Here is a 25,903-nt window from a genome sequence, read left to right as displayed (position 1 = left end):
CGCCAGTGGGGCCGCGGACGCTCCGCCCGCGTTGCGGGGGCAGGGGCCGGACGGCACGGTCTAGGCATGCCCATCGCCACAGTGAACCCCGCGACCGGCCGGACGCTGCGCACCTTCGACCCGCTCGGCCCGGACGGCATCGAACGGTGCCTCGCCGACGCCGCGGCAGCCTTCGCCACGTACCGCACCACCTCCTTCGCGGACCGGGCCGCCCTGCTGACCCGCGCCGCAGCCCTCCTGGAGGAGGAGTCGGAGGAGATCGCCCGGACCATGACCACGGAGATGGGCAAACCCCTGGCCGCGGCCCGCGCCGAGGCCGCCAAGTGTGTGAAGGCGATGCGCTGGTACGCGGAGCACGCCGAGGAGCTGCTCCGCGACGAGCAGCCCGCCGAGGCCGATGTGCGCGACTCCGGGGCCTCGGCCGTCCGGGCCCACTACCGGCCGCTCGGGGTGGTCCTGGCGGTCATGCCGTGGAACTTCCCGCTCTGGCAGGTCGTACGGTTCGCCGCGCCCGCGCTGATGGCCGGCAACGTCGGGCTGCTCAAGCACGCGTCGAACGTGCCGCAGACCGCCCTGTACCTCGGCGAGCTGTTCCACCGGGCCGGTTTTCCGCACGGCTGCTTCCAGACCCTGCTCATCGAGTCGGGCGCGGTGGAGGCGGTCCTGCGGGACGGCCGGGTGGCCGCGGCGACCCTGACGGGCAGCGAGCCCGCCGGCCGGGCGGTGGCCTCCGTCGCCGGCGACGAGGTCAAGAAGACGGTGCTGGAGCTGGGCGGCAGCGACCCGTTCCTGGTGATGCCCTCGGCGGACGTCGCGCGGGCGGCGAAGACGGCCGTGACCGCGCGGGTCCAGAACAACGGCCAGTCGTGCATCGCCGCGAAGCGGTTCATCGTGCACGCCGACGTGTACGAGGAGTTCGCCGAGCGGTTCACGGCCGGGATGGCCGCGCTGCGCGTGGGCGATCCGATGGAGGACGGCACCGATGTCGGCCCGCTGGCCACCGAGAAGGGTCGTGCCGACCTGGAGGAGCTGGTCGACGACGCGGTGCGGCACGGTGCCGGGGTGCTGTGCGGGGGTCGCCGGCCGTCCGGGCTGGAGCAGGGCTGGTTCTACGAGCCCACCGTCCTCGCCGACGTCACCCCGGCCATGCGGGTCGACCAGGAGGAGACGTTCGGGCCGGTCGCCACCCTGTACCGGGTGGCGAGCCTGGACGAGGCGGTGCAGCGCGCCAACCACACGCCGTTCGGTCTCAGTTCGAATCTGTGGACCCGGGACGAGGCCGATGTCGAGCGGTGCGTACGGGACTTGGAGGCGGGCGGCGTCTACATCAACGGAATGACCGCCTCGCATCCGGCCCTGCCGTTCGGCGGGGTCAAGCGCTCGGGGTACGGGCGAGAGCTGTCCGGCCACGGCATCCGCGAGTTCTGCAACATCACCACGGTGTGGCGGGCCGCCGGGGAGCACTGAGATGCGGGGCCGGATGGGGTATGCCAGCTTGGAGCGAGTGGGGGGTTCCTTCCCCGAAAGGGTGAATCTCATGAATCGACTTCTGGCAACCGCCTGCAGCACTGCCGCCGCCCTGGCCCTCGCGGTCGGAGGCGCGTCCGCGGCCGTGGCGCAACCCACCGACGACGCCGCGGTGCAGCTGTGCAGCAACCTGACCGAACTCAGGGCGGACAACGCGAAACTGCGGGCCCTTGACCCGGCGACCGCCACGAAGGACCAGGTCAAGGACGCCTTCGACGACGTCCAGGACAGCTGGAAGGACGTCGGCGAGTCCACCGCCCAGTTCGAGGCGTCCAAGAAGGACGCGGTCAAGAAGGCCGCCGACGACCTGAAGTCCACGTGGGAGGGCCTGCCCGGCGACACGACCGGCCAGGAGGCGCTGACCAAGCTGACGCCGCAGATCCAGAGCCTCGACACGGCGGTCTCGGACGCCACGACCAGCCTGTCCTGCTACTGACCGGCTGACGGCCGGCCCGGGCGGGTACCGCGCCACCCGGGGCGGGGCGCAGAATCGGTGGCGTGACCGAGGACGACGATCCGTATCTGTGGCTGGAAGACCTGACAGGAGAGCCCGCGCTCGGGTGGGTGCGGGAGCGGAACGCGGAGACCGCGGACACGTTCACCGGCTCGCCGGGGTTCGGCCGGCTGGTCCGCGAGCTGCGGGAGGTCCTCGACGATCCCGGGCGGATTCCGTACCCCACCCGACGCGGCGGGCACGTGTACTCGTTCTGGCAGGACGCCGGGCACGTGCGGGGCCTGTGGCGGCGCACGACCGCGGCGGAGTACCGCACGGACGACCCCGCATGGGAGGTGCTGCTCGACATCGACGCGCTCGCCGAGGCTGAGGGCGAGGACTGGGTGTGGGCCGGTGCGGGCATGCTGTACCCCGACTACCGGCTCGCCCTGGTCCACCTGTCGCGCGGCGGCGGAGACGCCGTCACGGTACGGGAGTTCGACCTCGGCACCCGCACCTTCGCCGACGACGGCTTCCGGGTTCCGGAGGCCCGGACGCACATCTCGTGGATCGACGCCGACCGGGTGTACGTCGGTACCGACCTCGGCGCGGGCAGCCTGACGGCCGCCGGCTATCCGCGGACCGTCCGGCGCTGGCAGCGCGGCACCCCGCTGCACGAGGCCGAGCTCGTGTACGAGGGGACCGTCGGGGACGTGACGGTCACGGCCTGGCACGATCCCACGCCCGGTTTCGAGCGGGACTTCGTCATCCGCCACCGGGACTTCTGGCACAGCGAGCCGTACCTGCTCGGCGCGGACGGTACGCCGGTCAGGCTGGAGGTGCCCGACGATGCCGACCACTACGTCCACCGGCGGTGGCTGCTGGTCACCCCGAGGCGTCCCTGGCTCGGCCACCCGGCCGGCAGCCTGCTCGCCTTCGGCCTGGAGGAGTTCCTGGCGGGCGGGCGCGAGGCCGCCGTGCTGTTCACCCCGGACGAGCGGACCTGCCTCTCCGGGTACGCCGTCACCCGCGGCCATCTGATCCTCGAAACCCTGTCCGATGTGGCGACCCGCCTGGAAGTCCTCACCCCCGGCCCGGAGAAGGGCCCGGAGAAGGGCCCTGAGGACGGCCCGGAACGGGGCGGTTGGGCGCGGCGGCCGTTGACCGGTGTTCCACCCCTGTGCACCGCCGTGATCGCCGAGACCGACCCGCTGGCCGGCGACGAGTACTTCCTCGACGTGACGGGGCCGCTGCAGCCCGCCACCCTCCACCGCGGCGAGATCGGCGGCGGATCCGAGGTCCTCAAGCGGGCCCCCGCGCAGTTCGACCCGGCCGGACTGGCGGTGCGCCAGTACTTCGCCGAGTCCGAGGACGGCACGCGCGTCCCGTACTTCCTCGTCGGCCCCGAGCACCGGGACGGCCCCGGCCCCACCCTCCTGCACGGGTACGGCGGATTCGAGTACTCCCTGACCCCCTCCTACCTGCCCGTCACCGGACGGGCCTGGCTGGCCCGGGGCGGCACCCATGTGATCGCCAACATCCGGGGCGGCGGCGAGTACGGGCCCGGCTGGCACCAGGCCGCCCTGGGGGCCGGCCGGGTCCGGGCCTTCCAGGACTTCGCCGCCGTGGCCCGCGATCTGCACGCCCGCGGTGTCACCACGCCCGGCCGGCTCGGCATCGAGGGCGCCAGCAACGGCGGCCTGCTCGTCGGCGCCAGCCTGGTCCGGCATCCCGAGCTGTTCGGTGCGGCCGTGGCGGCCGTGCCCGTACTGGACCTGCTGCGCTTCCACGCCCTGCCGACCGGGGCGGCCTGGACCGCCGAGTACGGCGACCCGGACGACCCCGATGACCGGCGCCACCTCGCCGCCCTCTCCCCCTACCACCAGGCGCGGGCCGGCCGGCCGTACCCGCCGCTCCTGCTGCTGACCTCCACCCGCGACGACCGCGTCCACCCGGGCCACGCCCGCAAGATGGCCGCCCGGCTGCGCGAACTCGGGCACCCGGTGTACTTCCACGAGCACACCGGCGGTGGCCACGCCGCAGCCACAGACCACGCGCAGGCCGCGTTCAACGAGGCCCTCACCCACACCTTCCTGTGGCGGCAGCTCGGCGGCACCTGACCGGGGCCGCCCTGTTCCCCCGAACACGCCCCGCCGAGGGGTGATTGCTGCCATCGTGTGTAACCGCCCGGCCGGGTCCGCTGCGGCTCCACCCGGGTACGAGGGGCAAGCGGAAAGAGGGGGGAGCCATGTCCCGTGCGGCCAGGATCGGGGAGATCCGGCGACGCCGAGAGCGGCAGGCACAGCAACTGGACGTCAGCCGCACCTGGGTGACGGAAGTGCTGGCCGAGCTGCGCGCGATGGAAGCGCTGCGACTGGAACTGCTCGGCAGCGTGCCGGAGGAGGCCGAGGGCAGACTCGCCGCCATCGGGGTGGAGTTGGGCGCGCTGCTGGAACAACTGCCGTTGGAGGCCGCGGAGATCGAGGCGGTCGCGGCGCGGTTCCGGCGGCCCACGCTGAACGTGGGCGTCGTCGGCCGGGCCCGGCAGGGCAAGAGCCGCCTGATCAGGAGCCTGACCGGGCTGTCGGAGGAGGAGATCCCGACCAGTGACGGCAGCTTCTGCACCGGGGTGACCAGCGTGATCCGGCACGAGGACGGGGTGGACACGCAGGCCCAGGTGTTCCTGCACAGTGAGCGCTCGTTCCTGCACGAGGTCATCGCCCCCTACTACGCGGAACTCGGCCTGGGCGCGCCCCCGGCCGGGCTCGACCGGTTCGCCGGGCCGCTGCCCGCCGAGCGGCCGGGCGGCAGCGCCGTGGACGGCAGCCGGTACGCGCACCTCGCCGGGTTCCACGCCGCGCTCCCGGAGTACCGTGCTCTGCTGCGCACCGCGTCTCCGTACCCCGTACCGGCGGGCGGGATCCGCCGGTTCGTGGCCCAGGCGGACGAGAAGGAGACCCCCCAGCACGCGTTCCGCGCGGTGCGCCACGTCCGGATCACCACGCACTTCGAGGAGCAGGACTGGACCGGGCTGGCGCTGATCGACCTGCCGGGCATCGGTGACACGAACCTCCAGGACGCGCAGCGGATCGTGGCCGCGCTGAAGGACGAGATCGACGTCGTCGTGTTCGTGCGCCGGCCGGACGCGCTGGGCGACGGCATCGGCACGTACGACCACGACCTGTACGACCACGTCCGGGACGGTCTGCCGGACGTGGGCCTGGAGCAGTGCTCCTTCCTGATCGTGAACCGGTGCACCGGGCCCGGGAACGACAACTCCGCGAACGCGGAGCGGATGCTCACCCAGTGGCTGCCGGCCTCGCGTTTCGAGGTCGCGGAGGCGCACATCGCGGACTGCTCGCAGCCGGCCGAGGTGGCCGAGGTGATGGACCGGGTGCTGGAGCACCTCCTGCTCCACCTGGACGACCTGGACGCGCAGTACCTGGCGGCCCGTACCGAGAAGGCCGCCGAACTGCGGGAGCGGACCGCCCGGCTGCTCGCGCAGGCCGGCCGGCTCGCCGATCTGGCGCAGCCCAGCGAGGTCTGGTTCCTGCCGTTCACCACCCTGTTCAAGGAGGCTTCCGGCCGGCTGGCCACGGCACTCGCCGCGTACGTACGGGAGTTGCGCGAGGAACGGGAGTACGCGGACAGCTCGCTCGCCGACGCGGTGGACGCGATCCTGGACGCGGCACACCGGGACCCCGGGCATCCGACGGTCGAGCAGATCGTGGTGCGCGCCGATGCCGAGGACGGCCTGAGCGTCGCCTACGGCAAGTACCTCAACGAGTCGCGGGCCCGGATCTCCCGCCGTTTCCTGGAGTGCGACGTCGCGCTGCACACCCGGACGGCCGAGATGCAGCAGCGGATCGCCGAGATCCTGAAGGGCGCGGGTGGTCTGGGCGCCCTCGGCAGCGCGGAGGGCGCCGGATTCCTGCTGGCGCTCGCCGAGCGGATCCCCAAGGTGCGGGAGCAGGGCGAGAGCGAGATCCGGTACGCGCTCGGGCTGCTGGCCGGCTTCCAGCTGTCCTACCGCGGCATGCTCCAGCACCGGGTGCGGGCCTGCCTGGACGGGCTGCACGCCGACACCCCGGCGATGCGGTTCCCGGAGGGCCCGGTGCCCACGGCCGCGCAGGTGCGGGAGATGCTGGAGGTCTGCTACGCCGAATCGCTGTACGCCTGCCGGGCCGAGCTGCACAAGGCACTGGCCGAGCCGAGCGCCGCGGTCTTCTCGATCGTCGAGGAGTTCTACGACCGGGTGGTTTCGGCGGCGGGCGCCGCCGACGAGTGGCTGGTCTTCTACCAGGACGCGCGGGCGGAGATCTGGCCGGGCCGGTTCGCCGCACTCGCCGAGGACGCCGCGCACCTGCGGCGCTGGTCCGAAGCGGTGGCGAGGGTCGCCGCACTGCTCGACGCGCCCGAGGAGGCGGCACGATGACCACCCCCGAGCGGTACACGATCGAGGTGAGCATGCTGGGGCCCACGGGTGTCGGCAAGACCTCCCTGCTCGCCTCCATGTACGTGCAGTACGCCGACCTCATCGGGTCCACGGACCTGGAGCTGTCCCCGGTCGGGGACACGGCGGTGAAGCTGTCGGACGCGGTGGCCCGGCTGAAGTCGCTGTCCCGGTCCGTGCAGGTGCGGGACAGCGTGGACGGCACCGCCGGTGCGGCTCTGCACCGGTATCTCATCGCGGTGGGCCGGAAGGGCAAGAAGCCGAGGTTCACCCTGCGGTTCACCGACTACGCGGGCGGACTGCTGCGGGAGCGGGGCGGCGGCGGGGTCGGCGAGCAGGTCCAGCAGGCCCTGGCCAACAGCCCGGTGATCCTGCTGGCGGTGGACACCGCGGCCCTGCTCGAACAGGACGGCCTGTACCACGAGCGGATCAACCAGGCGCATCTGATGTACGAGCAGGTCAAAGCGCTGCTCCAGGGCGACGAGCGGCACCGGCTGCTGGTCATCGTGCCGCTGAAGTGCGAGAAGTACGTGGGCACCGAGGCGGCGGCGCACCATCTGCTGGACCGGGTCCGCGAAGGGTACAAGCCGCTGCTGGATCATCTGGCGCATCAGGAGGTGCGGCCCCGGGTCGGCTGCGTGGTGGTGCCCGTGCAGACCACCGGGTCGATCGTGTTCTCCTCGATCACCGAGTCCGCGGACGGCCGGCTGCAGTTCCACTACCGCAGCCGCCGCCCCGGGGCCCCGTACTCCCCGGCCGACACCGATCAGCCGCTGCGCTACGTCCTGCGGTTCGTGCTCAACGTGTACCGGCAGGACCGGCGGGGATTCTGGCGGGAAGCCGTCGACGGGATGTTCAGCACGGACGATGCGCTGCGGGCCGCGGTGGACAGTTTCGCCTCCGGTACGGTCTCCCGGCCCGGCATCCGGATCCTGCAGGACCATCCGCGGCTGGGGTCACCCACCGGCACGGGCGGGGGGCGGTGACGGCGATGCCGGACAGCAGTTGGTTCGTGGAGAGCCGTGGCCGCCTGCCGGAGCAGGACTACAGCTGGCAGGCAGCGGGGGCGGGCGGGCAGGACGTCCGGGCGGCGGCGCAGCTGCTGGCGCGGGGCTGCCGGGGGAATACGGTGTACGACCTGATCGACGACTCCGCCTCCTCGCTGCTGCTGTACTGCGCCGACGGCGGGAACGGTGGAGCGGGCACCGCGGCGGCGCCGGTCTGGCTGCTGCTGATCACCGGCCTGCGCGGGGCGCCGGACGACCGGACCGACCACATGGGCCGCACCATCCGCGCGTCCGTCCTCGGCGTCGGGTCCGGGTCGGGGTCCGGGTTGCCGCCGGCGGATCTGCTGGCCGTCGCCCACCGGTTCCTGCTGGGCGGCCTGTCCGGCCCGCTGCCGGTCGAGTACGGGCTGCCGGTCGGCACCGCAGGCTTCGCGGTGGACGCCGCCGGCTGGGAGGCCCTGCTCGCCGAGACCCGGGCCGGGCTGCCGGCCGGCCCGGAACCGGCCGGTCCGTACGATCCGGGGCTGATCCGCGTCGACCGGGACACCGCCGACACCCGCCGCCGGGCGGCCGCGATCCTGCTGGAAGTGGCCCAACAGGCCGGCGACGGGGCTTTCGACCCGGCCAAGGCTCAGCTGCTGGGCAAGGAGGCACGGCCCCTGCTGGTGATCACCTCGCTGCTGGGCTTGAAGTCGCTTCGGGAACTCCGCCCGCTGCACGCGCTGAGCCCGCGCGTGGACGGCAGGAAGGACAGCCACGTCCAGCGGGAATCCGGCCTGGCCGCCAGCAAGAGCATCGCGAAGGCGTTCAGCCGGCCCTTCGGGAGCCTGTTCGCCCTCGTCGGCCTGGCGCTGCTCGCGGTGTCGGTGTTGGCGGTGTGGCGCTGACGGTGCGGCGCCGCGGGAGGGGGATCGCGCCATATCCGTTTGTCCTAGTCTCATCCGGCCTCCGGGCGGGTAGTGGCCCTGGGTGATGACGGTCGGAGTCGAGGAAGAGTTCGTACTGCTCGACGCGGCGACAGGCCTTCCTGTGCCGCTGGCGGAGAAGGTCCGCGCGGTGGCCGGCCTGCGGTGCCGGCCGGAGCGCGGCGAGGGGGAGGTGCAGTCCGAACTGCTTCAGGTGCAGCTGGAGATCGCCACTCCGGTGTGCACCTCGATCGAGGAAGTGTCCCGGCATCTGGGGCGGATGCGGCACCTGGTCGCGGAGGCGGCCGGGGCGTTCGGCTGCCGCCCGGCGGCCTGCGGCACTCCGCCGCTGAAGGGGCCCGGTCCGGTGCCGGTCACCCGGGGTACGCGCTACCGGGCGATGACCGAGCAGGCCCCGCAGTTGGTGGCGGAGCAGCTGATCAACGGGATGCACATCCATGTGGGGGTGCCGGACCGGGCGCGTGGGGTGGCGGTTCTCAACCGGGTGCGGGTCTGGCTGCCGACTCTGGTGGCGATGGCGGCGAACTCCCCGTTCTGGTGCGGTGACGACACCGGATTCGCGAGCTGGCGCACGGTGGTGTTCGGGCGGTGGCCGGTCAGCGGCCCGCCGCCCCGGTTCGCCGGCCTCGAGGACTACGACCGGCGGCTGCGGGCCCTGGTCGACGGCGAGGTGATGCTGGACATCGGGCAAGCGTACTGGCAGGCCCGGCTGTCCGAGCGCTACCCGACGATCGAGGTGCGGTGCATGGACGTGCAGCTGGGCGTCGAGGAGGCGGCCTGGTTCGCGGGGCTGGTGCGGGCGCTGGTCGGTACGGCCCTGCGGGAGTCGGAGGCCGGGCTGCCGGTGCCGGACTGCGCGCCGGAGCTGCTCCAGGCGGCGAACTGGCACGCGGCCCGGCACGGCCTGACCGGAGCACTGCTCGCGCCCGGCGGATCCACGCTGGTCAGCGCCGAGGCCGCGGTGGGCGGGCTGCTGTCCCATGTCGCGCCGGCGCTGGTGGCGGCCGGGGACCGGAAGGGCGTGACGCGGCTGGCCGAGGAGCTGCTGCGCCGGGGTACGGCCGCCGACCGGCAGCGGCAGGCCTATGCGCAGGGCGGGATGCGCGGGGTGGTGGACCTGGTCACCGGCGGGGCGGCCGCCTGATCCGGTCAGGTCCCCGTTCAGGCGATCTGACAAACCGTCAGTTCGGTGGCCGGCCGGCTGTCGCGGCTATGGGAACCGCGAGGGGTGCGCGCTACCCTCCGCCGCATGATTTCCACGGTTGTCTGGGGTACCGGCAACGTCGGACGTGCGGCCATTCGTGCCGTCGAAGCCCACCCGAGGCTGAAACTCGACTCTGTGCTCGTCAGCAATCCCGCCAAGGTCGGCCGCGATGCCGGCGAACTCGGCGGGCTCGACCACGAACTGGGGGTGGCGGCGACCGACGACATCGCCGCGGTGCTGGAGGCCGGCCCGGACGCCGTGGTGTACGCGGCGTCCGGGGACGTCCGGCCCGACGAGGCCCTCGCCGACATCGCGCGGGCGGTCCGGGCCGGGGCCGTCGTCGTGACCCCTGCCCTCTACCCCCTCTACGACCAGCGCAACGCTCCGCCCGAGTTCCGGGATCCGGTGCTGGCCGCCGTGGCGGAGGGCGGCGGCTCGCTGTTCGTCTCCGGCGTGGACCCCGGCTGGGGGAACGACGTACTGCCGCTGCTGATCAGCGGGCTCGGCAGCGAGGTGGACGCCATCCGCTGCCAGGAGATCTTCGACTACTCGACGTATGAACAGCCGGACTCGGTCCGGTACCTGGTCGGCATGGGGCAGCCGATGGACTACCAGCCGCCGATGCTCATCGAGTCGGTGCCGACCATGGTGTGGGGCGGGCAGGTCCGGCTGATGGCACGGGCCCTCGGGGTCGAACTCGACGGGATACGCGAGACCCTTGAGCGGCGCCCGCTGGAGACGACGGTGACCACGCGCACGATGGGCGAGTTCGAGGCGGGCACCCAGGGCGCGGTGCGGTTCGAGGTACAGGGCATCGTCGGCGGCGAACCCCGCATCGTCATCGAGCACGTGACCCGCATCCACCCCTCCTGTGCTCCGGACTGGCCGGTGCCGCCCGACGGGTCCGGTGCCCACCGGGTGGTCATCGAGGGCCGTCCGCGGATCGAGGTCACGGTGGAGGCGAGCGACGAGGGCGAGAACCGGTCGGCGGGCGGGAACGCCACGGCCGTCGGCCGGCTGGTCGGCGCCATCGACTGGCTGGTGGAGGCGGAGCCCGGACTGTACGACGCACTGGACGTCCCGCTGCGTCCGGCAATCGGCAAGCTCGGAAGGAGAAAGTGATGCAGATCGACATTCCCGAGGGCAAGCATCCGATCGAGTACGTGTGGGGCGACATGGTCCCGGACATCGGGATGGCCGCCTCCAACTTCTCGCTGTCCGTGTACGCCCATACGACGCTGGGGCTGCGCGAGTTCGAGGCGGCGCGGCTGCGCATCGCGCAGATCAACGGCTGCGTGTTCTGTCTGGACTGGCGGACCGAACGGGACGGGGAGAAGGTCGAGGAGGAGTTCGCCGACGCGGTGACCGACTGGCGGACCACGGACGCCTTCGACGACCGGACCCGGCTGGCCGCGGAGTACGCCGAGCGGTACGCCCTCGACCACCACGGTCTGGACGAGGAGTTCTGGTCGCGGATGACGGCGCACTACAGCCAGGTCGAGATCGTGGAGCTGAGCATGAGCATCGGCTCGTGGCTGGCGTTCGGGCGGCTCAACCACGTGCTGGGCCTCGACAGCGTGTGTGTGCTGCCCACGGGCTGAGGCGGCTTCGGGGCCGGCCGGTCGCACCGGCCGGCCCCGGCCGTCACCCGCCCTCGTCAGAGGTCGGTGGCGATGATGTTCTCGATGTTGCGTTCGGCGAGCGCCGTGATGGTGACGAACGGGTTGACGCTGGCGTTTCCGGGGATCAGCGCGCCGTCGATGACGTACAGGCCGGAGTAGCCGTGCAGACGGCCGTAGTTGTCGGTGGCCTTGTTCAACACCGCGCCGCCGAGCGGGTGGTAGGTGAGGTGGTCGCCCCAGATCTTGTGGCTGCCGAACAGGTCGGTCCGGTAGATCGTGCCCTCCTTGGCGTTGATCTTGTCGAAGATGGTTCTGGCCATGTCGATGGAGGGCTGCTTCCAGGCGGCCTGCCAGCTCAGGTCCACCTTCCCGGCGGCCGCGTTCCAGGTGAACTCGGCGCGGTGCGGGTTCTTGGTGATGGACAGGTAGAAGGAGGCGTACGTTTCGATGCCGGTGGGCAGCGGTGCGACCTCGGCGAAGGCCCCGCCGGCCGCCCAGTTGTCGATGCCGGCGGTGGGCATGGAGGACTGGAGTTTGCCCGTCGCGTCCCACATGTGGTTGGCGCGGCCGCACATGACGTTGCCGTTGTCGCCCCAGCCCTTGCCGATCTCGTTGTTGAGCTGCGGCAGGACGCCGGTGGCCTTCAGCCGGACCAGCAGCTTGCTGGTGCCGACGCTGCCGGCCGCGAAGAACACCCGGTCGGCGGTGACCGTCTTGACGGCGGTGGTGGTGCCGGTGGTGTCGAGCTGCTCGATGGTGACGGTGTAGCCGCCGCCCGCCGCGGGGGCGACCGAGGTGACCTTGTGCAGCGGCGAGACGGAGACCCGTCCGGTGGCCTCGGCCTGCGCCAGGTAGGTCTTCTGCATGGACTTCTTGCCGTGGTTGTTGCCGTAGATGACCTCCCCGGCCAGGGCGGATTTGGGGACGGTGCCGGCTTCCTCCTGCTTCATGTAGTCCCAGTCGTACACATTGGGCACGAAGACGAAGGGGAAGCCGGAGCGCTGGGCGTGCTTGCGGCCGACCCGGGCGTACTGGTAGCAGGGGGCGGTCTCCCACCAGCGCTCGTCGACCGGGGTGACGCCGAGGCCGGCGTTTGCGCGCGGGTAGTAGACGGAGTACATCTCGTCGGCGTTCACCGAGGGCAGGACGGCGCCGAAGTTCTCCCGTTTGGGGGTGACGGCCATGCCGCCGTTCACCAGGGAGCCGCCGCCGACGCCGCGGCCCTGGTAGACGGTGATGCCGGCGAACTCCTCGGCGTCGAGGATGCCGGTGTAGCGGGGGACGTCCTTGTCCAGCGGGAAGCCGAGGAAGTTGCTCAGGGGCTGCTTGGTGCGGGTGCGCAGCCAGAAGGACCGGTAGTCCGGCTTGGTGGTGTTGGCGAAGATCTTGCCGTCGGAGCCGGGGGTGTCCCAGGCCATGCCCATCTCGATCATGTGGACGCCGACTCCGGCCTGGGCGAGCCGGAGGGCGGCGACGGAGCCGCCGTAGCCGGTGCCGACGATCAGGACCGGTACGTGGTCTCCGCTGCCGATGACCGACTCGGCGGCGGGGACGACCGCCGGGCCGGCATACGCGGCGGAGCCGTGGCCGGCGAGGGCCACGGCTCCGAAAACAGAACTCGTTCCTGCGATGAATCCGCGGCGGGATATGCCGTCGGATGCCTTCTCGTGGGGGGAGTTGGCACTCATGTGACCTGCCTCACTCTTGGCGGAAGAGGAACGAGTTCTAACGCCGCGAGTGTGGTAAGTCGATAGATACCAATTAGTAACTTTTGTCTGTACCAGCCCTCGGTTACGACCCTCGGTCAGGGGCTCTCGGCTTCAGCCCGGCGCGACAGCCGTCAGTTGCGGATCAGCAGGACCAGGGCGGCCAGCACGACGGCCAGCACCAGGGCCGCCACTCCGTGGACCAGGCGGTGGTCACGGAGGACCGGCAGGTGGCGGTCCACGGCGTAGCGCCCGGGGCCGGTGAGGGCCAGGGTGGCGGCCGCGGCGGTGATCAGGGACTCGAACTCGATGCCCTCCTGGCCCACCACGGAGCCGGTCCACTTGACCGAGATGGCGTTGAGCATGACGCCGACGATCGCGGCGCCGGCCAGCGGGGTGAGCAGGCCGAGGATCAGGCCCAGGCCGCCCAGGGTCTCGGTGAGGCCCGCGATGGCCGCCATGGTCTCGCCCGCCGGGTAGCCGGCCTTGCCGAAGAACCCGCCGGTGCCCTTGAGGCCGCCGCCGTCGAACCACCCGAACAGCTTCTGCGTGCCGTGGACGGTCATGATCAGGCCGAGCACCACGCGGAGGATCGGCAGGCCCACGTCGTACGGGGTGGTGTCGGGGGCGGTGCGGGGGCTGTTGGTGAACTGCGTCGTGGTCATGGTGCGCGCTTTCTGTGGGAGGAGGGGGACGGTGGTCGGCCGCCCCGGCGGCCGGGGCGAACCGGTGGTCGGCCACCCCGGCGGCCGGGGCGAACCGGTGGTCGCTGGTGCCGGTGGTCAGCCGAACTGGAGGGAGCGCTTGGCCAGGCCCATCCAGAAGCCGTCCACCGCCGTGCGGTGGCCGGCCAGGTCTCCGGTGGCGTCGGCGGCGCCGAGGGTGACGAAGAGCGGGGCGAAGTGTTCGGTCCGGGGGTGGGCCAGCCGGCCGGACGGGGAGGCGTGCTCGAAGTCGAGCAGCGCGTCCACGTCTCCGCCGGCCAGCGCCTCACGGCCCCAGGCATCGAACTCGGCCGACCAGGCGGGCACGCCCGGACCGGTGTGCCGCAGGGCGGCGAGGTTGTGGGTGAAGAAGCCGCTGCCGATGATCAGGACTCCCTCGTCGCGCAGCGGGGCGAGCCTGCGGCCGATGTCCATCAGCCGGCGCGGGTCGAGGGTGGGCATGGAGATCTGCAGGACCGGAACGTCGGCCTCGGGGAACATCTCGACCAGGGGCACATAGGCGCCATGGTCGAGCCCGCGGTCCGGGATGTCCTGCACCGGCGCGCCGGGCCCGCGCAGCAGGGCGCGGACGGACGCGGCGAGCTCCGGGGCGCCCGGGGCGTCGTACCGCACCCGGTAGTAGTGCTCGGGGAAGCCCCAGAAGTCGTACACGAGGGGGACCCGCTCGGTGGCGCCGAGCGCGAGCGGGGCCTCTTCCCAGTGCGCGGAGACCATCAGGATGGCCCTGGGCCGCGGCAGCCCGGCGGACCAGGCGGCGAGCTGGCCCGGCCAGACGGGGTCGTCGGCCAGCGGGGGCGCGCCGTGGCTGAGGTACAGCGCCGGCATGCGGCCGGCTTCGGGCGTGGTCATGGCGGCAGCTCCTCCCGTTGTTCAAATTCGAATCACTACCTCGACTCTAGGCCTCGATTCGAATTTGAACAAGCTGCCCTATCCTGGGCCCATGGGTGACACGAGATGGCTCGACGAGGAAGAGATGCGCGCCTGGAAGGGCTTCCTGGCCGCGTCCGCACTGCTGGGCAGGCGGCTGGACCAGCAGCTCAAGGTGGATTCCGGTCTCTCGCACCCGCAGTACGAGATCCTGGTGCGCCTGTCCGCCGCGCCTGACGGTGAGCTCCGGATGACCGAGCTCGCGGACGCCCTGATCAACACCAAGAGCGGTCTCACCTATCAGGTGACCCAGCTGGAGAAGGCCGGCCTGGTGCGCCGGCGCACCTGCCCCTCCGATGTGCGGGGGGTCTTCGCGGTGCTCACCGAAACGGGATGGCAGCGGCTGCGCGAGGCGGCGCCCGGGCACGTGGGGGCCGTCCGTGAACTGCTGATCGACGTCCTGAGCCCGGAGCAGCTCACGGCCATCGCCGACGGCCTGGGCGAGGTCACCCGCCGCCTCCGCGCCCGCACCGACTGACGTACGACTCGTCGCCGTCCCCCGGGCGGCAGAACGCGGCCGCGACCCCGATTCCGGCGCGTCGCACGCCCCTTCGGAACGCGGCCCGAGCCGCAGCCCAGGGCGACCCGGGCGGCTCGGCCGTCCCGTCAGAGAGGAGGCAGTAGGCCGAACTGGCCGAGGACGGCGGCGAGGTCCCAGTAGAGGGATTCCCGGCGGATGCGGCCGTCCGGGGAGAAGCGGTAGATCGTCGAGCCCTGCATGGAGAACGGCTTGCCCTTCGCGAGCTCGGCGAGTTGCGGGGGGAGGCCGTCGAGGGGGCCCTGCAGGGTTCCGGACATGGTCCACTCGCAGGCGCCCGCGCGGTCGTCCGCGAAGAGGGTGTGGATCTCCATCCGGGTGTCGGGGATGGCCGCCACCCAGGAGCGCACCCCGGCGTCCAGTTCGGCGCGGCCGCGCCAGACGGAGTGCAGGGGGACGTCGTGGGAGACGGCGTCGTCGGTGTAGCAGGCGAGCCAGCCGTCCGCGTCGCCCGCGCTGATCGCGGACAGGCAGGTGCGGACGAGTGCTTCGTGGGCGTGCATGAAGTGCTCCGTTCGGGACGGGAGGACGCCCCGGACGGGGCGTCAGGAGTCCGCGGCCGCGCGCAGGATGGAGGAGAGCGTGCGGTCGAGGATGTCGGGGATGCTCTTGACTTTGAGATGGCGGGCGTCGGCCTCGGCCGCCGCCGCGTGCAGCAGGCTGTAGAAGGTGGTCACCAGCCATTCCAGGGGAAGGTCGGTGCGGAACACCCCTTCCGTCTGGCCGCGGACCAGGATGCGCTCCACCCGGGCGAGGACCTTCCGGTGGTGCGTGCGGCGGCGGGCCGGCGAGATGACGCCCTCGGAGGCGGCCAGCAGGAACGCGTGCCGCTCGAGGATGCGCCAGCCCGACCGGACGAGCCGGGAGAACGCCTCGTCGGCCGGGCCCTCGTCCAGGCCCTGGGCCTGCAGGGCGGCGTCCGCCTCCGCCACCGAGTGCTCCAGGACGGCGTCCAGCAGGGCCTCCCGGGACGGGAAGTGCGCGTACAGGGTGACCCGGCTGACCCCGGCCGCCGCGGCCACGGCGGTCATGCTCACCTGGGGGTCCTGGCGGAAGCAGTCGAGCGCGGCGGCCACGATGGCCGCGATGCTGCGCTCCGCGTCCGCCCGCCGGCGGGGTTCCTCCCGGTCGGCGGCGCGGGTACGGCGTACTTTCTGGTGCGGCGTGGACATGGGCGTGAGCGTATGTCACCTCCCGTTACGGTGTCAGGCGCGGACGTGCGGGCCGGCGGCCGGCGCGGTTGCCCCGGCAACGCCTTCCTTCGGTGCCGGTCCGTCGGAGTCGCCCGTCCTGCCCTTGGGGAACAGCAGCAGGGCCACCGCGATCCCGGCGGCGGCGACGGCGGCGCCGGTGAACATCGCGGGCGCCATCCCCGAGACGTAGGCGGAGCGTGCCGCCTCGGCGAGGCCCGCGCCGGCCTCGGCCGGCAGCCGGGCGGCGACGGCGAAGGCGGCGCCCACGGAGTCGCCCGCCGTGTGCAGGGCGGCTTCCGGCAGGCCGGCCGCGGCCGCGCTGTTCCCCAGCTCGTCCCGGTAGGTGCCGGCCAGCAGGCTGCCGAGTACGGCGACCCCGAGCGCGGAACCCAGCTGCACGGCGGCGCTGTTGGTGGCGGATCCGACGCCGAGGTCGTCCTCCGGGAGGGAGCCGACGATGGCGTCGCTGGTCGGGCCGATGATGAAGCCGGCTCCGAAGCCGAGGAAGAGCATGGCGGCGAGCGCCCGGCCGTAGCCGTCGCCGTCCCCGGTGGTGGCCAGGATCAGCAGGGAGACCACGGCGAAGGCGAGACCGGCGGCGGCCAGCCAGCGGGTGCCCACGTGCTGGCCGAGGAAGGAGGCCAGGGGTGCGGCGAGCAGGATGATCAGGGCGGTGGGGGCGATGCGCAGTCCGGTCGCCCCGGCGTCGTAGCCGAGCACGAACTGCAGGTACTGGACCAGCACGAACAGCGCGCCGAGCAGGGACAGCAGGCCGAGGAAGACCAGGATGTTGCCGATGGCCAGGCGCCGGTGGGCGAAGATTCCCAACGGGAGCATCGGCTCCCGGGCGGTGCGCTGACGGGCGACGAAGCCCACCAGCAGCAGTGCCGCGACGACGAACCCGGCGAGCACCGGCAGGCTGGTCCAGCCCTTGACCGGGCCTTCGATGATGGCCCACAGGAGCGTGCCGGTACCGAGCACGGAGAGCAGCGCGCCGGGCAGGTCGAGGCGTCGGACGACCGAGGCCTTCGAGTTCGGCACGATCTTCATGGCCACGGCCAGGGCGATGAGGCCGATGGGCACGTTGATCAGGAAGACCGAGCCCCACCAGAACCGGCCGAGCAGCCAGCCGCCGACCAGCGGGCCCATGGCGAGGCCGACGCCGATCATGGCGGACCAGATCCCGATGGCCTTCATGCGCTCGGCCGGGTCGGTGAACACGGCGCCGATGATGGAGAGGGTGGCCGGCATGATCAGAGCCTCGCCGACGCCCATGACACCGCGGGCGGCCATGAGTTGGGCCGTGCTGTCGGCGAAGGCGCCGAAGGCCGAGGCACCGGCGAAGAGGACCAGGCCGGACAGGAAGAGGGGCTTGCGCCCGAACCGGTCCGCGAGGCTGCCCGCGAACAGCATCAGGCCGGCCGCCATCAGGCTGTAGATGTCCACCAGCCACTGCAACTCGCTCGTGGAGGCGCCGAGTTCGTCGACCAGCGTGGGCAGGGCCACGTTGAGGACGGTGACGTCGAGGCCCACGATCAGCAGGCTCAGGCACAGGACCGCCAGGATCGGCCAGCGCAGCGGATGGCCTGCCGCCCCGGCTGGGGTCTCGACGGGGGATGGGGACGGTACCGAACGCACGGCGAACTCCTTAAGTTGAACACTGCTGTTCATGTTCAGCGTAGCGGCAGAACCGGCCCAAGTCGAACAGGGTTGTAAAGATTCACTGGCTCGCCGGAACCAGGGAGCGCGAGACGCTGCGCAGCTTCTCGCAGGTCTCCTCGAACTCCCGCTCGGGCGTGGACTGTTCGACGATGCCCGCGCCCGCGCGCAGCCAGGTCCGGCCGTGCTGCCGGAACACCGTGCGGAGCACCAGCGCGGCATCGAGGAACCCGTTGGCGCCCACGGTGAGCACCGCCCCGCTGTAGAGGCCGCGCGGCTCCTGCTCCAGCTGCCGGATGGCCCGGTAGGCGGCCGCCTTGGGTACGCCCGAGGCGGTGACGGCGGGGAAGACGGCGGCGAGCGCGGGCCACGGCCCCCGGTCCGCGTACGGCAGTTCGCCGCTGACCCGGGAGGCGATGTGCTGGACGCTGCCCCGCTCCTTGACGGACATGAACTCCTCGGCCCGCACCGAACCCTCGCGGCAGACCTGCGCCATCTCCTCCCAGGCCACCTGGACCGATATCGCGTGCTCGTAGATCTCCTTCGCATCGGTGAGCAGGTCGGCTCGGCGGGCCGCGTCCTCGGCCGGGTTCCCGCTCAGGGCGCGGGTGCCGGCCAGCGGCTGGGTGGACACGTGACCGTCGGCCGAGACCTCCACCACGGTTTCGGGGCTGAACCCGGCCGCCTCGATGCCGCCGAGGTCGAGCAGGAAGGAGCGGGCGGGCGAGTTGACCGAGCGGCCGGCCAGATACGTGGCCGGGAGGTCCACCTCGCCGTCGACCTCGACGGCGCGGGACAGGATCACCTTCTGCAGGTCCCCGTTGCGGATCGCGTCGACGGCATGCGCGACGGACTTCCCGTACGGGCCGTCCGCGCCGCCTCCGAGGTCCACCGGCAGCGGGCTGAACTCCCCATGCCCGGCGGCCGGTTCGGCGGCGTCCAGCACGGCGAGTGCGGCCGCCTCCGCGGCCGCGTCGGAACATCGGACCTCGGCGCCGTCGGCCGAGAGCCGGATCTCCGCCTCCGGCACCACCAGGTGGACCAGGGCCTCTTCGCCGAGCTCGGCCGCGTCGCCGGCGAGGGCGTAGGAGAGCTCGAAGGTGGCCCAGCCGTAGGCGCGCCAGTCGGAGCCGGGGAGGGTCGACAGGGCACGGTGCACGGCGGCCGGCAGGTCGTCCTGCCAGGCGGTGCGGGTCCGGGTGCCCTCGGCGTCGAGCGTCACATGGGTGCGGTCGGCGACCAGCCGGGCCCGCACCCCGCCCGCGTACCACCAGGCCCCTTCGCGCTCGTACACCACGTACTCGCCGTACAGTCCGGCGCGGGCCAGCCGGACCGCGGCCTGGGCCGGGGTGCCGGAGAACGGGACGCGGCCGGTCCGGGGCGACAGGGTGCTGGTGGACATGTGGATCTCCTTCTGGACGTGCGGGGTTCGGGGGTGCCGCCGGGCGCGCGGCGGGTGGGCTCGGCCCGTGCCGGTGCCGTGCCGGTGGATTCAGCCGGTACGCGGGTTCGGCTCGTACGGGTGCAGCTCGTGCGGGTTCGGCTCGTACGCGGGTTCAGCTCCTGCGGGTTCAGCTCGTACGGGTGGCGGCGGCCTCGGCCGCGCGCTGCGCGAGCAGGCGCTTGTCGAGCTTCCCGACGGCGGTGAAGGGCAGCGAGTCGACGAGGTGGACCAGGTCCGGCTTCTTGTACGGGGCGAGGCCGCGCTCGTCGAGGAAGGCGTCGAGGCCTCCCGGGCCGAACGGTGACGCCGCGGCGGCGGATCCGCCCGCCCCGGTGTGCCCCTCGCGCAGGACGATCCAGGCGCAGGTGCGTTCGCCGAGGTAGGCGTCGGGTACGGGGACCACCGCGGCGTCCAGGACCGCCGGGTGGGCGCGCAGATGGCCTTCGAGCTCGTCCGAGGAGACCTTGTCGCCGCCCCGGTTGACGAGGTCCTTCTGGCGGCCCTCGACGACGATGTCGCCGCCGGGCAGCACGCGTACGAGGTCACCGGTCCGGTAGAAGCCGTCGGCCGTGAACGCGGTGCGGTTGTACTCCTCGGCGCGGTAGTAGCCGCGCAGGGTGTAGGGGCCGCGGGTGAGCAGTTCGCCGACCGTGCCGGGCGCCACCTCGCGGCCCTCGGCGTCGACCACGCGGATCTCGTCGTCCGGGCTGAGGGGGCGGCCCTGGGTGGTCTCGGTGCGTTCCGGGTCGTCGCCCGGCCGGGTCATGGAGAGCAGCCCCTCTGCCATGCCGAACACCTGCTGGAGCTCGCAGCCGAGGGCGGCGCGGACCCGGCGGGCGGTCTCCGGGGCGAGCCTGGCCCCGCCCACCTGGAGCAGGGCCAGGCTGCCGAGGTCCTCGGGGCTCCACTCGGCGGCCTGGGACCACAGTGCGGCGAGCGGCGGCACCACCGCCGTGACGGTGACCCGGTGGCGTTCGATGAGCGGGAAGACCGTCTCGGGATCGGGGGTGGCGGCGAGGACGACGGTGCCGCCGGCCAGCAGGGTGCCGAGGGCGCCCGGGCAGGCGAGTGCGAAGTTGTGGGCGGCGGGCAGGGCCGCGAGGTAGACGGTGCCGGGGCCGAGGCCGCAGAGTTCGGCGCTGGCCCGGACGTTGTAGGCGTAGTCGTCGTGGGTCCGCGGGATGAGCTTCGGCAGGCCCGTGGTGCCGCCGGAGACCAGGAGCACCGCCGGGCCCTGCGGGTCGGGCTCGGCGAAGGCCGGCCGGCCGGCGGCCTCGCGCCCGGCCCGTTCGACCTCGCCGAGCGCGGTGTGCGGGCCGGGGGCGCCGGACACCAGGACGTGGCGCAGTCCGGGCACCTGCTCGCGGACCTCTTCGGCGAGCCTGCGGTGGTCGAAGCCGGAGGAGGGGTCGGGGTCGGCGTCGGGGACGACGTAGGCGACGGCTCCGCTGTGGCGGCAGAGGTGGACCGCCTCGCTGCGGCGGTAGGCGGGGAGCCCGAGGACGGGGATCGCGCCGGCCCGGAGTGCGGCGAAGAAGAGGACGAAGAAGTCCGGGGTGTTGGGGAGCTGGACCACGATGCGGTCGCCGGGGGCGATGCCGAGGCCGGCGAGGCCGGCCGCCACATGCCCGGCGCGGCGGTCCAGCTCGGCGTAGGAGAGCTGCTCGCCCGCGGCCACCAGGGCGGTGGCCGTCCCGATCGTCCGGGCGTGCTCGGCGAGGAAGTCGCCCAGCGGACGGCCCTGCCACCAGCCGGCCTTCCGGTACCGCTCCACCGCCGCCTCGGGCCATCGAACCATGTCCACCGGGAATCTCTCTCCTCACGCCCGAGTCGAATGCCCGGAACTATTGCAGGGGTATTTCAAGGGCTAACGCTGCCGTAAAGACTCTCCCGATGGAATTGGCCGGAGGCAATCCGAGGCAGATCACTGTTTGGCAAAATCGACCATCTTTCCGGCGCCAACTGCGCCCACAAAATAGAGACATGTACCGTTTCGTCGGTCATACCACTGGCGGGTATTGCCCCTTCGGGTACTTCCCTTTGAACCGGCCGGTTTTTGACGTACGTTGACAAAGGAAATTCAGCCCACTCCGACTCCGGGCTTTTCTCGAAAGGGCTCTTCCTTTGCTCAGGTACGGGCTGACGCCGCAGCAGAACGCGGCGGGCCTCGACCGGTCCTGGCTGCGCACGCCGGCACCCCGGCACCGCCCCGGACTGCGACTCGTCTGCTTCCCCCACGCGGGCGGCTCGGCGGGCTTCTTCGGTCCCTGGCTCGACCACCTGCCGGGCACCGTCGAACTCGCCGCCGTGCAGTACCCCGGACGCGGCGACCGCGCCGGCGAACCCGTGCCCACCCGCGTCGAGGACCTCGCGCGGCCGGTCGCCGGGGAGCTGGCCGGGCGGTCGGACGCGCCGCTGGTCCTCTTCGGGCACGGCATGGGCGCCGCCGTCGCCTTCGAGACGGCCAGGCTGCTGACGGCGGACCGGAACCCGGCCCCGAGCGCCCTGTTCGTCTCGGCCCACCCGGCTCCGACGGACAGCCGCCCCCACGAGACCGCGCGCCACCACGACGACGACCCGGTCGCCCGGCTGCACCGCCTGACCGGCGGGGACGACGCCGGGCCCGACGGGGAACCTCCGGAACCGCCGGTACCGCCCGAGACCGTCTACGCGGACCTGCGGCTCGCCGCCCGCTACCGCTACCGGCCCGGACCACCCCTGAACTGCCCGGTCACCGCGCTGGTCGGCGTCCACGACACCGAGGTCACCACCCGGCACGCGGAAGGCTGGCGCTCCTGCACGACCGGCCCGTTCACACTGCGCGCCATGCGAGGCGGCCCCTTCTACCGTCCGGGGCCGCGCGGCCCTGGTGGCCTTCCTCCTCACCAGCTCCGGCGGCGTGCGGGCCCCGGGACCGTCCCGCCGGGCCGACGACCGCCCCACCTTCCGCTAGGAGACACAGCCCATGGTGCTCCAGGACGCCTTCGCCGAGGTCCTGACCGAAGTCCTCACCCAGGTCCCGTACAACAGCGCCGCCCAGTACCACCTGCACTACGGGAGCGGCTCCTCCCCCGAGCGGTTCGGGACCGCCTGTGCCTGGCAGACCTTCGCCGCCGGCGAGCGGGTGGCCCGGCGCACCGGCATCGAAGCCGAGTACCGGGTCGGCGGGCGGCACGTCTGCGCGCTCTACGACGACGGCGAGTCCCTCACCGTCCTCGACCCCTACCTGATGCACCGCACCCCGCTGCGCCTGACCCGGGCCGCCGCCGCGGACAGCGCCGACGGCACCGTACGGGCCTCCTCCGAGGCATATCCGCTGCGCCGGCGCCCGGACGGCTCGCCCGCACCCTCCGTGCTGCGGGCCTCGTGGCGACCGGCCGACGGGGTGCTGCGCCTGCACTACCTGCGGTTCAGCCCCCGGCTCGGCGACCTCGTCATGCACCGCGCCTACACCATGCGGCCGGGAGACACCGTCACCGAACTCCCCGTCCCGGCCCCACTGGTGCGCGCCCTGCTGCTGCATCCCGAGCAGAACAACCTGTCGGTGCGGGCCGTACACCCCGGGGACGACGGCCTCACCGAGGTGGCGCTGCCCTTCCCGGGCCGTCCGCGGGGCAGCCTCGCCGACACCCGCGCCCTGATCGCCCGCGACAACCAGGGCACGGTCAGCCGATGGGGCACTCCGGCCTTCGACCGCGAACTGGCCCGGGTGGCCGAGGCCCTGACGGCCGATCCGGACGAGGTCGTCGAGCACCTGCTCCGCGCCGCGGCGCTGTACGACGCGGCCGCCCCGGCCGGACTCCTCGTGCCCGACTACTCCCTGGAGGACGCGTGAGCGCCCCGCAGCCCCGTTCGTACTTCCTCGCCGGCGTCATGCAGGGCGCCCGCGGCGGCGCCGTCCTGGCCGACCAGGGCTACCGCGACCGGCTGCGCCGGACCATCCTGGAGCACCGGCCCGACGCCGTGGTGCACGACCCCGAGCTGCTGATGCGGGAATGGATCGGCGCCCACGAACAGGCCATCCGGGCCGGCCACGCCGCACTCGCGGACACCCCCGAGGTGCACCGCGCCGCCCTGGACCCGGCGGTCACCCTGCTCACCGACACCTTCCACCGGCTGACCGAGGTGGCGGCCGAGAGCGACGTGTGCGTGGCCTGGCTGCCGGACCACGAACCCAGCATGGGCACCGCGGCGGAGATGCTCAGCGCCCACCGGGCCGGCACCACCGTCGTCGCCGTGACCGCGATGCGCCAGAACCTGGCGGTGCTGGCCTGTTCCGACGTGATCCTGCCCGACCTCGCCGCCTTCGCCCGCTGGCTGGCCGCCGACGCCCGGCCGGACGGTACGCCCGCATGAGCGCCGGAAGCGGCAAGCCCCGCGAGGCCTGCGGCGTCGCCGGGGTGTGGGGCGCGGCCGGCGACGCGGCCCCCCTGGTCCGCACGATGCTGTCCGCCCTGCAGCACCGGGGCCGCCAGAGTGCCGGCATCGTCGCCTGCCGCGACGGCGTACTGACCCGCCTGACCGGGCCGGGCCGGGTCGTCGAGGTCTTCCCCGGCACACGGGAGCTGCCGGCCGGACCGGGCGCGATCGGCCATGTCCGCTACGGCACTTCGGGCGGCCGGGACGCGGCCGGCGGTGACGCCCTGCTCGCCCAGCCGGCCGTCGCCGGCCCGGCGGACCGGCCGGTGCTCGCCGTCGCGCACAACGGCACCCTGATCGGCGCCGAAGCGGCCGCGGCCGGGCACCGGGTGGCCGGCCTGCCGGACGAGTCCGACACCGCCCTGCTCACCCGGCTGCTGCACACCGTCGCCGAACGGCGCGGGCTCCCGGCCGGGGCCGCGCTGCACGAGGTGCTGCCGTCCGTCGGCGGCGCGTACGCGCTCGTCCTCACCGACGGCCGCCGCATGTACGGCGTACGCGATCCGCACGCGTTCCGGCCGCTGTGCCTGGGGCGGCTCGGCGACGCCTGGCTGCTCGCCTCCGAGTCGGCCGCCCTCGCCGCCGTCGGGGCCGAGCTCGTACGCGACCTCGAACCCGGAGAGGTGCTGGAGGCCGGGCCGGACGGCATCCGCTCCAGCCGTCTCACCGCCCCGGGCGCCCGGCGCGCCTCGTGCGTCTTCGAGTACGTCTACTTCGCGCGCGCCGATTCCGTCGTCGACGCGCAGAGCGTGTACCGCACCCGGTACGCCGCGGGACGCGCGCTCGCCGTGCACGCCCCGCCGCCGCCCGGCGGCCCGGACCCGGTGGTGGTCGCGGTCCCCGAAACCGCCCGGGTCGCCGCCGACGGGTATGCCTGGCACCTCGGACTGCCCGTGGTCCAGGGTCTGTTGCGGCACGAGGGCGCCGGACGGTCGTTCATCGGCGGCACGCCGGAGGACCGGGCGGCAGCGGTCCGGGCCAAACTGTCGGCCGTACCGGCCGCGGTGGCCGGCCGGTCCGTGGTCCTGGTCGACGACTCGCTCGTCCGCGGCACCACGATGGCCGGGGTCGTCGCGCTGCTGCGGTCGGCCGGAGCCCGCGAGATCCACCTGCGGGTGGCCTCGCCGCCGCACCGCATGCCCTGCTTCTACGGCATCGACACCGCCCGCGGTGACGCGCTGCTCGCCACCGGACTGCCCGACGGCGCCCTCGCGGGCCGACTGGGCTGCGAGAGCGCCGAGTTCCTCCCGGTCGACGCGCTGGTCCGGGCCGTCGGCAAGGAGCCCGCCGTGCTGTGCACCGCCTGCCTCGACGGCCGGTACCCCACGCCCCTGCCCACCTCCCTGCTGCCCGCCGCGGCCACCACCTCCGCCGCCGCGCCTGCCGCGCCCGCGGGCCGGCCCGTCCGGTCCGCCGAACCCATCCCACCTTCAGGAGAGCGAGCCCTCGCATGACGACCACCGCGGAAGCCAACCCCCGACTGGAAAGCCGCAGCGGCAGGTTCTTCGCCCGCTACTACGACGCGATGACCCAGCGGGCGGAGGAGAAGTGGGGCCGCCCGCTGCGCACCCTGATGTTCGGCGAACTGACCGGCGACATCCTGGAGGTGGGCGCCGGATCCGGGGCCAACCTGCCCTACTTCGCCAAGGCCGACTCCCTGGTGGCCGTGGAGCCCGCCAGCGAGATGCGCAGGCAGCTGCACCGGCGGGCCGCCGAAGTCCCCCTGGACGTCGAGGTGGTGGACGCCTGGGCGGAGAACCTGCCGCTGCCCGACGACGCCTTCGACACCGTCGTGTGCACCCTCGTGCTCTGCACGGTCACCGACCTGCCCGCCGCCCTGTCCGAGATCCGGCGGGTGCTCAAGCCGGGCGGACAGCTGGTCTTCTTCGAACACGTGCGCTCGCCCGGCGCGGTCGGCCTGATGCAGGACGTGCTGGCCCCCCTGTGGAAGCGGGCGGCCGGCGGCTGCCACGCCAACCGGCGCCTGCTGACCGCGCTGCGCGACGCGGGCTACCGGGTGCGGATCCACGAGATCGTCCGCCCCTGGCCCCGCTACCCCACCAACACCCCCTACGTACGCGGTACGGCCGTGCCGCTGCCCGCCGACCGCGACCGATAGG

General features: G+C 73.0%; 22 protein-coding genes and 1 pseudogene. 15 read left to right on the top strand and 8 right to left on the bottom strand.

What is annotated here, in order from left to right:
- Nucleotides 1–66: 66 nt before the first annotated feature.
- The 9 genes from AB0447_RS17295 to AB0447_RS17255 all read left to right on the top strand — a co-directional run bounded on the left by AB0447_RS17295 (nt 67) and on the right by AB0447_RS17255 (nt 11,151).
- On the top strand, nt 67–1,467 hold the full coding sequence (locus AB0447_RS17295; protein ID WP_366477513.1) for an NADP-dependent succinic semialdehyde dehydrogenase: 1,401 nt from the start codon (nt 67–69) through the stop codon (nt 1,465–1,467).
- Nucleotides 1,468–1,537: 70 nt separating this feature from the next.
- Nucleotides 1,538–1,963 (top strand): hypothetical protein, encoded by a 426-nt coding sequence (locus AB0447_RS17290; RefSeq protein WP_366477512.1) that lies wholly within the window; start codon nt 1,538–1,540, stop codon nt 1,961–1,963.
- A gap of 53 nt (nt 1,964–2,016) precedes the next feature.
- Nucleotides 2,017–4,080 (top strand): prolyl oligopeptidase family serine peptidase, encoded by a 2,064-nt coding sequence (locus AB0447_RS17285; RefSeq protein ID WP_366477593.1) that lies wholly within the window; start codon nt 2,017–2,019, stop codon nt 4,078–4,080.
- Nucleotides 4,081–4,208: 128 nt separating this feature from the next.
- Nucleotides 4,209–6,395, top strand: coding sequence for a hypothetical protein (locus tag AB0447_RS17280; protein WP_366477511.1), 2,187 nt, complete (start codon nt 4,209–4,211; stop codon nt 6,393–6,395).
- Nucleotides 6,392–7,399 (top strand): hypothetical protein, encoded by a 1,008-nt coding sequence (locus tag AB0447_RS17275; RefSeq protein WP_366477510.1) that lies wholly within the window; start codon nt 6,392–6,394, stop codon nt 7,397–7,399. Before AB0447_RS17280 ends, AB0447_RS17275 begins: the two co-directional genes overlap by 4 nt.
- A 5-nt stretch (nt 7,400–7,404) precedes the next feature.
- Nucleotides 7,405–8,307: a hypothetical protein gene (locus AB0447_RS17270; RefSeq protein ID WP_366477508.1), complete on the top strand. Its 903-nt coding sequence runs from the start codon at nt 7,405–7,407 to the stop codon at nt 8,305–8,307.
- An 82-nt stretch (nt 8,308–8,389) separates the two neighbouring features.
- On the top strand, nt 8,390–9,490 hold the full coding sequence (locus tag AB0447_RS17265) for a glutamate--cysteine ligase (RefSeq protein ID WP_366477507.1): 1,101 nt from the start codon (nt 8,390–8,392) through the stop codon (nt 9,488–9,490).
- A gap of 105 nt (nt 9,491–9,595) precedes the next feature.
- Nucleotides 9,596–10,672, top strand: coding sequence for a dihydrodipicolinate reductase (locus AB0447_RS17260; RefSeq protein ID WP_366477506.1), 1,077 nt, complete (start codon nt 9,596–9,598; stop codon nt 10,670–10,672).
- A complete protein-coding gene (locus AB0447_RS17255) occupies nt 10,672–11,151 on the top strand; it encodes a carboxymuconolactone decarboxylase family protein (RefSeq protein ID WP_366477505.1) in 480 nt (159 codons plus the stop codon). The genes AB0447_RS17260 and AB0447_RS17255 overlap by 1 nt, the downstream gene beginning before the upstream one ends.
- A 56-nt stretch (nt 11,152–11,207) precedes the next feature.
- On the opposite strand, the gene AB0447_RS17250 is transcribed toward AB0447_RS17255, so the two are convergent.
- The 3 genes from AB0447_RS17250 to AB0447_RS17240 form a co-directional block, all read right to left on the bottom strand.
- Entirely contained in the window at nt 11,208–12,860 is a 1,653-nt protein-coding gene (locus tag AB0447_RS17250; RefSeq protein WP_366477504.1) for a GMC oxidoreductase, read from the bottom strand.
- 152 nt (nt 12,861–13,012) lie between these two features.
- Nucleotides 13,013–13,543 (bottom strand): DoxX family protein, encoded by a 531-nt coding sequence (locus AB0447_RS17245; protein WP_366477503.1) that lies wholly within the window; start codon nt 13,541–13,543, stop codon nt 13,013–13,015.
- 117 nt (nt 13,544–13,660) lie between these two features.
- The gene (locus AB0447_RS17240) at nt 13,661–14,452 is read right to left on the bottom strand and encodes a class III extradiol ring-cleavage dioxygenase (protein WP_366477502.1); all 792 of its coding nucleotides are present in this window, start codon (nt 14,450–14,452) and stop codon (nt 13,661–13,663) included.
- 91 nt (nt 14,453–14,543) lie between these two features.
- Here AB0447_RS17240 and AB0447_RS17235 point away from each other — a divergent pair, with 91 nt between their 5' ends.
- Nucleotides 14,544–15,008 carry a MarR family transcriptional regulator gene (locus AB0447_RS17235; protein ID WP_366477501.1) on the top strand — a complete coding sequence of 155 codons (465 nt, stop codon included), beginning with the start codon at nt 14,544–14,546 and terminating at the stop codon, nt 15,006–15,008.
- 128 nt (nt 15,009–15,136) lie between these two features.
- On the opposite strand, the gene AB0447_RS17230 is transcribed toward AB0447_RS17235, so the two are convergent.
- From AB0447_RS17230 to AB0447_RS17210, 5 genes are all read right to left on the bottom strand, one after another.
- On the bottom strand, nt 15,137–15,571 hold the full coding sequence (locus tag AB0447_RS17230) for a nuclear transport factor 2 family protein (RefSeq protein WP_366477500.1): 435 nt from the start codon (nt 15,569–15,571) through the stop codon (nt 15,137–15,139).
- Nucleotides 15,572–15,613: 42 nt separating this feature from the next.
- Nucleotides 15,614–16,240: a TetR/AcrR family transcriptional regulator gene (locus tag AB0447_RS17225; protein ID WP_366477499.1), complete on the bottom strand. Its 627-nt coding sequence runs from the start codon at nt 16,238–16,240 to the stop codon at nt 15,614–15,616.
- 33 nt (nt 16,241–16,273) lie between these two features.
- Complete coding sequence (locus AB0447_RS17220; protein ID WP_366477498.1) at nt 16,274–17,899, bottom strand: DHA2 family efflux MFS transporter permease subunit; 1,626 nt, start codon at nt 17,897–17,899, stop codon at nt 16,274–16,276.
- 82 nt (nt 17,900–17,981) lie between these two features.
- On the bottom strand, nt 17,982–19,322 hold the full coding sequence (locus tag AB0447_RS17215) for a salicylate synthase (protein ID WP_366477497.1): 1,341 nt from the start codon (nt 19,320–19,322) through the stop codon (nt 17,982–17,984).
- 169 nt (nt 19,323–19,491) lie between these two features.
- Nucleotides 19,492–21,162, bottom strand: a complete 1,671-nt coding sequence (locus tag AB0447_RS17210) for an AMP-binding protein (RefSeq protein ID WP_366477592.1) — start codon at nt 21,160–21,162, stop codon at nt 19,492–19,494.
- A gap of 326 nt (nt 21,163–21,488) precedes the next feature.
- Between AB0447_RS17210 and AB0447_RS17205 the strand changes: the two are divergent.
- The 5 genes and pseudogenes from AB0447_RS17205 to AB0447_RS17185 all read left to right on the top strand — a co-directional run.
- Nucleotides 21,489–22,202, top strand: a pseudogene (locus tag AB0447_RS17205) (thioesterase domain-containing protein); the annotation flags it as partial.
- A gap of 127 nt (nt 22,203–22,329) precedes the next feature.
- Nucleotides 22,330–23,199, top strand: a complete 870-nt coding sequence (locus AB0447_RS17200) for a hypothetical protein (protein WP_366477496.1) — start codon at nt 22,330–22,332, stop codon at nt 23,197–23,199.
- Nucleotides 23,196–23,720, top strand: a complete 525-nt coding sequence (locus tag AB0447_RS17195) for a hypothetical protein (protein WP_366477601.1) — start codon at nt 23,196–23,198, stop codon at nt 23,718–23,720. Before AB0447_RS17200 ends, AB0447_RS17195 begins: the two co-directional genes overlap by 4 nt.
- Nucleotides 23,717–25,237 carry an amidophosphoribosyltransferase gene (locus AB0447_RS17190; protein WP_366477495.1) on the top strand — a complete coding sequence of 507 codons (1,521 nt, stop codon included), beginning with the start codon at nt 23,717–23,719 and terminating at the stop codon, nt 25,235–25,237. The genes AB0447_RS17195 and AB0447_RS17190 overlap by 4 nt, the downstream gene beginning before the upstream one ends.
- Nucleotides 25,234–25,902 (top strand): class I SAM-dependent methyltransferase, encoded by a 669-nt coding sequence (locus AB0447_RS17185; RefSeq protein WP_366477494.1) that lies wholly within the window; start codon nt 25,234–25,236, stop codon nt 25,900–25,902. The genes AB0447_RS17190 and AB0447_RS17185 overlap by 4 nt, the downstream gene beginning before the upstream one ends.
- The last annotated feature ends 1 nt before the right edge of the window (nt 25,903 follow it).

The sequence above is a fragment of the Streptomyces sp. NPDC051211 genome, assembly GCF_040689505.1.
Classification (GTDB): Bacteria; Actinomycetota; Actinomycetes; order Streptomycetales; family Streptomycetaceae; genus Streptomyces.
This window is presented reverse-complemented; position numbering and strand designations above follow the sequence as displayed.